Raw genomic sequence first — 5,596 nt, 5'->3', positions numbered from 1 at the left:
TAAGAAGTGTTGTCCAGCTTTCGCTTGGAACTCAGCCTAGAGGAGCTTCTCTGTTTAGAAATTCGGGGGCTCAATGGACGACATTCGGGAGCCTGAAGGAAGCGCCGACTCGGTCGGCGCTTCCTTCAGGCTCCGAATACGCTGTGCGCTACCTGATGGCGTAGAGGTTCCCGTCCGCGCTGGCCAGGTAAAGCACGCCCCCCGCGAAGGCGGGCGAGCTGTTGATGCCGGCCCCGGCCGAGAAGGTGAAGCGCTCCGTGCCCGAAGCGGCGTCGAGGACGAAGAGCGTCCCCTGTCCGCCGCCGGCGAAGACGAGCCCCTCGGCGAAGACGGGCTGGGCCGCCATGTTGCCCCCCTGGGTGTCGAAGGTCCACAGCACCGAGCCGCTCCTGGAGTCGAGCGCGGCGACCTTTCCGTTCGCCGTCCCCACGAAGACCTTGCCGCCGCCGATGAAGGGGGCCGTCGTGATGGGGTCGCCGACGTCCGACTTCCACTGCGGGACCACGCCCTTGATCCGGACGCTCTGGACGGAGCCGTCCCAGCTGGAGAAGTAGACGTTGGCGCCGTCGGTAGCCGGGGTGTTGATCGCGCCGCCCGCGCCGCCGCCCCACAGGCGCTTGCCGTTCGCGGGGCTGATGGCGCTGAAGACGCCCCTCTGCTCGCCCAGCAGGACGAGCCCGGAGGCGAAGGCTGGGGCGCTGCGCAGCTCCAGCTCGGAGTTATAGGTCCAAAGGGCCCTGCCGTTGACCGCCGAGATGGCGTAGAGCTTGCCGTCCCCCTTCACGAAGAACACCTTGCCGTCCCCGACCGCCGCGCCGTCGACCACCGTCTCGGCGGCATAGCTCTCCTCCGGGGGAACGTACTGCCAGGCGACGTCGCCGTTCTTCAGGGACAGGCACGTTATCGTCCCGTCCGCCTGGGCGAAGATCACCTTGTTGCCCGCGACCGTCGGACGGCCGACGATCGAATTCGTCCCGTTATAGATCCAGGCGGCCTGCCCTGAGGCGCTGTGGACGGCGTACAGATTGCCCACGCTGTCCCCCGCGAGCACAAGGCCGCCCGCCACCGCCACGGAGCTGGTCAGCGGCGCCTCGGCCCTGAAGGTCCAGGCGAGCCTGCCGCTCCAGGCCCAGGCCGCGTCCCCGAAGAACGGGGCCGCACATGCAAGAAGCGAAAGCAGCATTACAGAAAGAACGCGTCTCATCATCGATAACCTCCCATATATTGATCGATCGTAACGGCGGCGCTTCGGGCCCGGGAAATCCGGACCGGGCAGCGTCGTTGCTTCAATATTATAAGCAGTTTCAAGGGGGCGGGCCATGTTATAGTTACTGAAAATATTCCGCCGCGACACGGGAGAACGGGGTCTTTTCATGGTTGTGAATCTGGAGGGTGTACGAGGCTGGTTCGAGTCGTACGCGCGGGGCTTCGATCTGACGGAGCCCATGTTGGAGATGAAATACGTCCACAGCCGCGACGTGATGCGAGTGGGGGAGGCGCTGGTCCGGGACCTGGGCTGGGGCGCCGCGCAGGCGGAGACCGGAGTCGCCGCCTGCCTGCTGCACGACACGGGGCGGTTCAGCCAATACCGGGACTTCCGCACCTATCAGGACGGAAAGTCCATCGACCACGGCGACCGGGGGTATGCGGTCCTGGCCGCGGAGCTTCCCCGGGAGCTCGCGGACGACGGGGCGCGGGAGGCCATCCTGGAGTCCGTCCGGCTGCACAACAAACGGGAGCTGCCGGAGGAGCTCGGCGAAGGGGTCCTGCCGTTCTGCCGCCTGGTGAGGGATGCCGACAAGCTGGACGTGTTCCGGCTGGTTCAGCGCTGCATGAGGGAGGGGCGGGAGGCGGAGCTGCTGCCCAGCCACAGGCTGGGCCTGCCGCTCTCGGAGACCCTGCTCGACGAGGTGGAGCGCACCGGCAGGGGCTCGTACGCGAACGCCGCGTCCATGCTGGACTACCTGCTGATCCAGATGACCTGGACGCTCGACCTCAACTACGCGCCCTCTCGGGCCATCCTGAGGAGAAGCGGCATCCTGGACGACATCCGCGGACGCTTTCCCCGCGGCGACGCGCGCGTGCAGAGGGTCCTGGAGCGGCTGGCCGGGGCCGCGGACTCCTGAGGCGGCGGGGTCGCGATATAATGGACGAAGGGCTTGGGAGGGGCGTTTTCCCCTCCGGGGGCCCGCCTCGATGAAGTTCACGAAAATTTCGAGAAAAGGGGAGCGGCCTCATGGAGCATATCTTCGCCACCTGGCGCATGGCCTACATCGCGGCCCCGAAGCACGAGGGCTGCATCTTCTGCGACTTCCCCGCGGAGCGCCGCGACGCGGAGCGCTACATCCTGCACCGCGGGGAGTCCTGCTTCGTCATCCTGAACCTCTATCCCTACAATCCCGGCCACATGATGGTGGTGCCCTACCGGCACACCAACGTCTACGAGTCCCTGACGGAGGCGGAGGCCGCGGACATGCACCGGCTCACGGCGCACGCGGTGGCGCTGCTCAAGCGCAAGATGGGGCCGGACGGCTTCAATATCGGCATCAATCTGGGGCATCCGGCCGGGGCCGGGGTGGAGGGGCACCTGCACCGTCACATCGTGCCGCGCTGGAACGGGGACAACAACTTCATGCCCGTCCTGGCGGACACCCGCGTGGTCCCCGAGTCCCTGGAGGCCACCTACCGCGAGCTCGCCGCCGACTGGGACTCGGTCTGAGCCGGGGCGTGGTCCTAGGAGATGGGTGAAGCCGGGCGGGGGCCGGACGCTTACTTTGAGCCGTCGGGCCCTGTCGGAGTCGACGGGAGGATCGAGGAGCGGATCAGGCGGTCGCGCTTCATCGCCTGTCTGGCGCCCTGCCGGGACGAGGCGGGGTGCCGCGGCTTTCTGAACGATATACACGCGGCTCACCGGGACGCGACGCACAACTGCTGGGCCTACCTCCTGGGGCCGCATCCCACGACGGAATACTGCTCCGACGACGGGGAGCCCTCGGGGACGGCCGGCCGGCCGATCCTCGGCGCGGTCCGAAGGAGCGGCATGGTCAACGTCATGGTGGTGGTGACGCGCTATTTCGGGGGCGTCAAGCTGGGGGTGCGCGGCCTGATCGAGGCCTACAGCCTGGCCGCAGAGCGGGTCCTGGCCGCGGCGGAGCGCGTGGAGCGGAGGGTGGCCCGGCCCGTCGAGGTTCAGCTTCCCTATGCCTCCATCGGCGCAGTGACGCGCCTTCTGGAGGAACACGATGCCGGGGATGCCCCGGAGTGGACCTACGGAACGGACGCCTGCGTGCGGGCCTCCGTCCCCCTGTCCCGCTCGGAGGCGCTGTTCGCGGCGCTGGAGGAGCTTAGGGCACGGGGCACGCTCGATGCCTGGTCCGCCTGACCCTTTCGAATCTCACCCCTTTATTACACTGTCGCACGATGAATTTGCTGTACAATAAAGACAGCTGGACCGCGGCCCTCTCGATGGGGCGCAGGTCCCGGCCATCTTGAACCGAAGGGGTGATCTGTTGTGAGCGGCAGAAGAGGCATGTCCCTGCTCTGGAAGATCGGCATCGGGTTCGTCCTGGGCATCGTGTTCGGCTTTGCGGTCGGCCCGTCGGTTGCGGGGACTCCGGTTTTGAAGGACTTCGTGATGCCGGCGCTGGACGTGGTCGGCAGGATATTCCTCACGCTTCTGAAGATGCTCATCGTCCCTCTGGTGTTCGCCTCCCTGGTCGCGGGCTCCGCGTCCGTCGGGGACCCGAGGAAGCTGGGGCGGATAGGGGCCAAGACGCTGGTGCTCTACCTCCTCACGACGGCGGTGGCGATCGTGATCGGGCTGGCGCTGGGCAACCTCATTCGGCCCGGCGTGGGGATGAACATCGAGGGCGTGACGGCCGCGGCCAAGGAGGCCAAGCCCCTGGCGGACGTCATCCTGGACATCTTCCCGTCCAATCCCCTGGACGCGATGGTCAAGGCCAACATGCTTCAGATCATCGTGTTCGCCCTGTTCTTCGGGGTCGCCTGCATCTTCGCCGGGGAGAGGGGGCGTCGCGTCGCGGGCTTCTTCGAGTCGGTGGCCGAGGTCATGTACGCCATGACCCACATGGTTATGGGCCTGGCCCCCTACGGCGTCTTCGCCCTGATCGCGACGACGGCGGCCAAGTACGGGCTGGCGATCCTGGCCCCGTTCGCCAAGGTGATCGGAGCGGTGTACCTGGGGTGCGCCCTCCACGCCGCGGTGGTGTACTCGGGGATGATCTCCGCGTTCTGCAGGCGTTCGCCCCTGTGGTATTTCAAGGGGATCCGGGAGGCCGCCATCACCGCGTTCGTTACGCGCTCCAGCTCGGGAACCCTGCCTGTGACCATCGCGAACGTGCGCGACAACCTGGGCGTCTCCGAGGGGGTCAGCTCCTTCGTACTGCCGCTCGGCGCCACGATCAACATGGACGGCACGGCGCTCTATCAGGGGGTCTGCGCGCTCTTCGTGGCACAGGCCTTCGGCATTCCCCTGGACCTGCAGGCGCAGGTGGGGATCGTCGTGACGGCGACGCTGGGCTCCATCGGGACGGCGGGCGTTCCCGGCGGAGGGCTGATCATGCTGACCCTGGTGCTGACCAGCGTGGGGCTGCCCATCGAGGGCATCGGCCTGGTGGCGGGGATCGACGCCATTCTGGATGCGGCGCGCACCTCTTTGAACGTCACGGGCGATACGGCCGTCTGCGCCGTGGTCGCGGCCAGCGAGGGCGAGAACCTGGCGGGCTGACGCGGAGCGCCCGTTGCGGCGGCCACATCTATTACGGCGATAACGCGAACGGCCCGGGGGAGTCCCGGGCCGTTTTTTTATCCCCTCTGCGGAGCCCTTCGGGCTCGGGGATCGGTCTGACCGGGAAGCCCGCACCCAAGTGCCGCGGCGGAGCGCGGGCGTGCTCAAACGTAACGGAGCGGGGGCGAGAGGACGCTCGAGCCCTACGCAAAACCCACCATCAGCCAATCACGAAAATGGACGATATGGTTAATTAAGGTCAGTAGTATCATATTGGTCAGAAACAAGGAGGCCTCCTCAGGGGGCCGAACCTAAAAATTTTGGAGGGATACATGATGAAAAGCAGGTATTTCCCTGTGGTCTTCGACAGGTTTTCGGATCCGGCGGTTTCTCTGTTCCATGGGATGCAGGGTCTTGCCGAGAGGATGGGGGCGTTGCCCTTCCTTGACGTTGACGCGGGCCTGAACGTACACGTGGACTTTTACCGGCATGACGGCAAGCTCTTCGTCGAGGCCGAGCTGCCGGGGGTCAGGCCCGAGGATGTGGAGCTGAACGTCTGCGCCGACAAGCTGACCCTCTCCGCCGAGAAGAGCGCCGAGAAGAAGGAGGGCGGCGAGGACAAGAGCTACTTCCGGTCCGAGCGCAGCTACGGCAAGGTCGAGCGCATGATCTCCTTCCCGGTCGAGGTGGACCCGGAGAGCGCGAAGGCCTCCTTCAGGAACGGGGTCCTCACCGTCGAGATGACGGAGAAGAGCCAGGAGAAGGGCTACAGAAAGGTTGCCGTGTCCGCTGAGGCGTAGCGCGGATGAGGGGCGCGGCGATCGGCGAGCGAGTGGAGGCGGGGCCCGC

6 protein-coding genes are annotated in these 5,596 nt (G+C 66.5%); 5 read left to right on the top strand and 1 reads right to left on the bottom strand.

Annotation, left to right across the window (positions count from 1 at the left end; all coding sequences use genetic code 11):
* Nucleotides 1–148 precede the first annotated feature (148 nt).
* Nucleotides 149–1,204: a PQQ-binding-like beta-propeller repeat protein gene (locus Q0176_RS08115; RefSeq protein WP_299301310.1), complete on the bottom strand. Its 1,056-nt coding sequence runs from the start codon at nt 1,202–1,204 to the stop codon at nt 149–151.
* A gap of 169 nt (nt 1,205–1,373) precedes the next feature.
* Between Q0176_RS08115 and Q0176_RS08110 the strand changes: the two genes are divergently transcribed.
* The 5 genes from Q0176_RS08110 to Q0176_RS08090 all read left to right on the top strand — a co-directional run bounded on the left by Q0176_RS08110 (nt 1,374) and on the right by Q0176_RS08090 (nt 5,547).
* Complete coding sequence (locus Q0176_RS08110) at nt 1,374–2,126, top strand: HD domain-containing protein (protein WP_299301307.1); 753 nt, start codon at nt 1,374–1,376, stop codon at nt 2,124–2,126.
* 110 nt (nt 2,127–2,236) lie between these two features.
* Nucleotides 2,237–2,719 (top strand): HIT domain-containing protein, encoded by a 483-nt coding sequence (locus Q0176_RS08105; protein WP_299301304.1) that lies wholly within the window; start codon nt 2,237–2,239, stop codon nt 2,717–2,719.
* Between the two features lie 21 nt (nt 2,720–2,740).
* A complete protein-coding gene (locus Q0176_RS08100) occupies nt 2,741–3,382 on the top strand; it encodes a YigZ family protein (protein ID WP_299301301.1) in 642 nt (213 codons plus the stop codon).
* 129 nt (nt 3,383–3,511) lie between these two features.
* Nucleotides 3,512–4,747 carry a dicarboxylate/amino acid:cation symporter gene (locus Q0176_RS08095; RefSeq protein WP_299301298.1) on the top strand — a complete coding sequence of 412 codons (1,236 nt, stop codon included), beginning with the start codon at nt 3,512–3,514 and terminating at the stop codon, nt 4,745–4,747.
* A 335-nt stretch (nt 4,748–5,082) separates the two neighbouring features.
* Nucleotides 5,083–5,547, top strand: a complete 465-nt coding sequence (locus tag Q0176_RS08090; protein ID WP_299301295.1) for an Hsp20/alpha crystallin family protein — start codon at nt 5,083–5,085, stop codon at nt 5,545–5,547.
* Nucleotides 5,548–5,596 lie beyond the last annotated feature (49 nt).

This window comes from uncultured Fretibacterium sp., from assembly GCF_938040765.1.
Taxonomy (GTDB): domain Bacteria; phylum Synergistota; class Synergistia; order Synergistales; family Aminobacteriaceae; genus CAJPSE01.
Note: the sequence above shows the minus strand (reverse complement) of the source record. Positions and strands in the feature narration are given on the sequence as shown.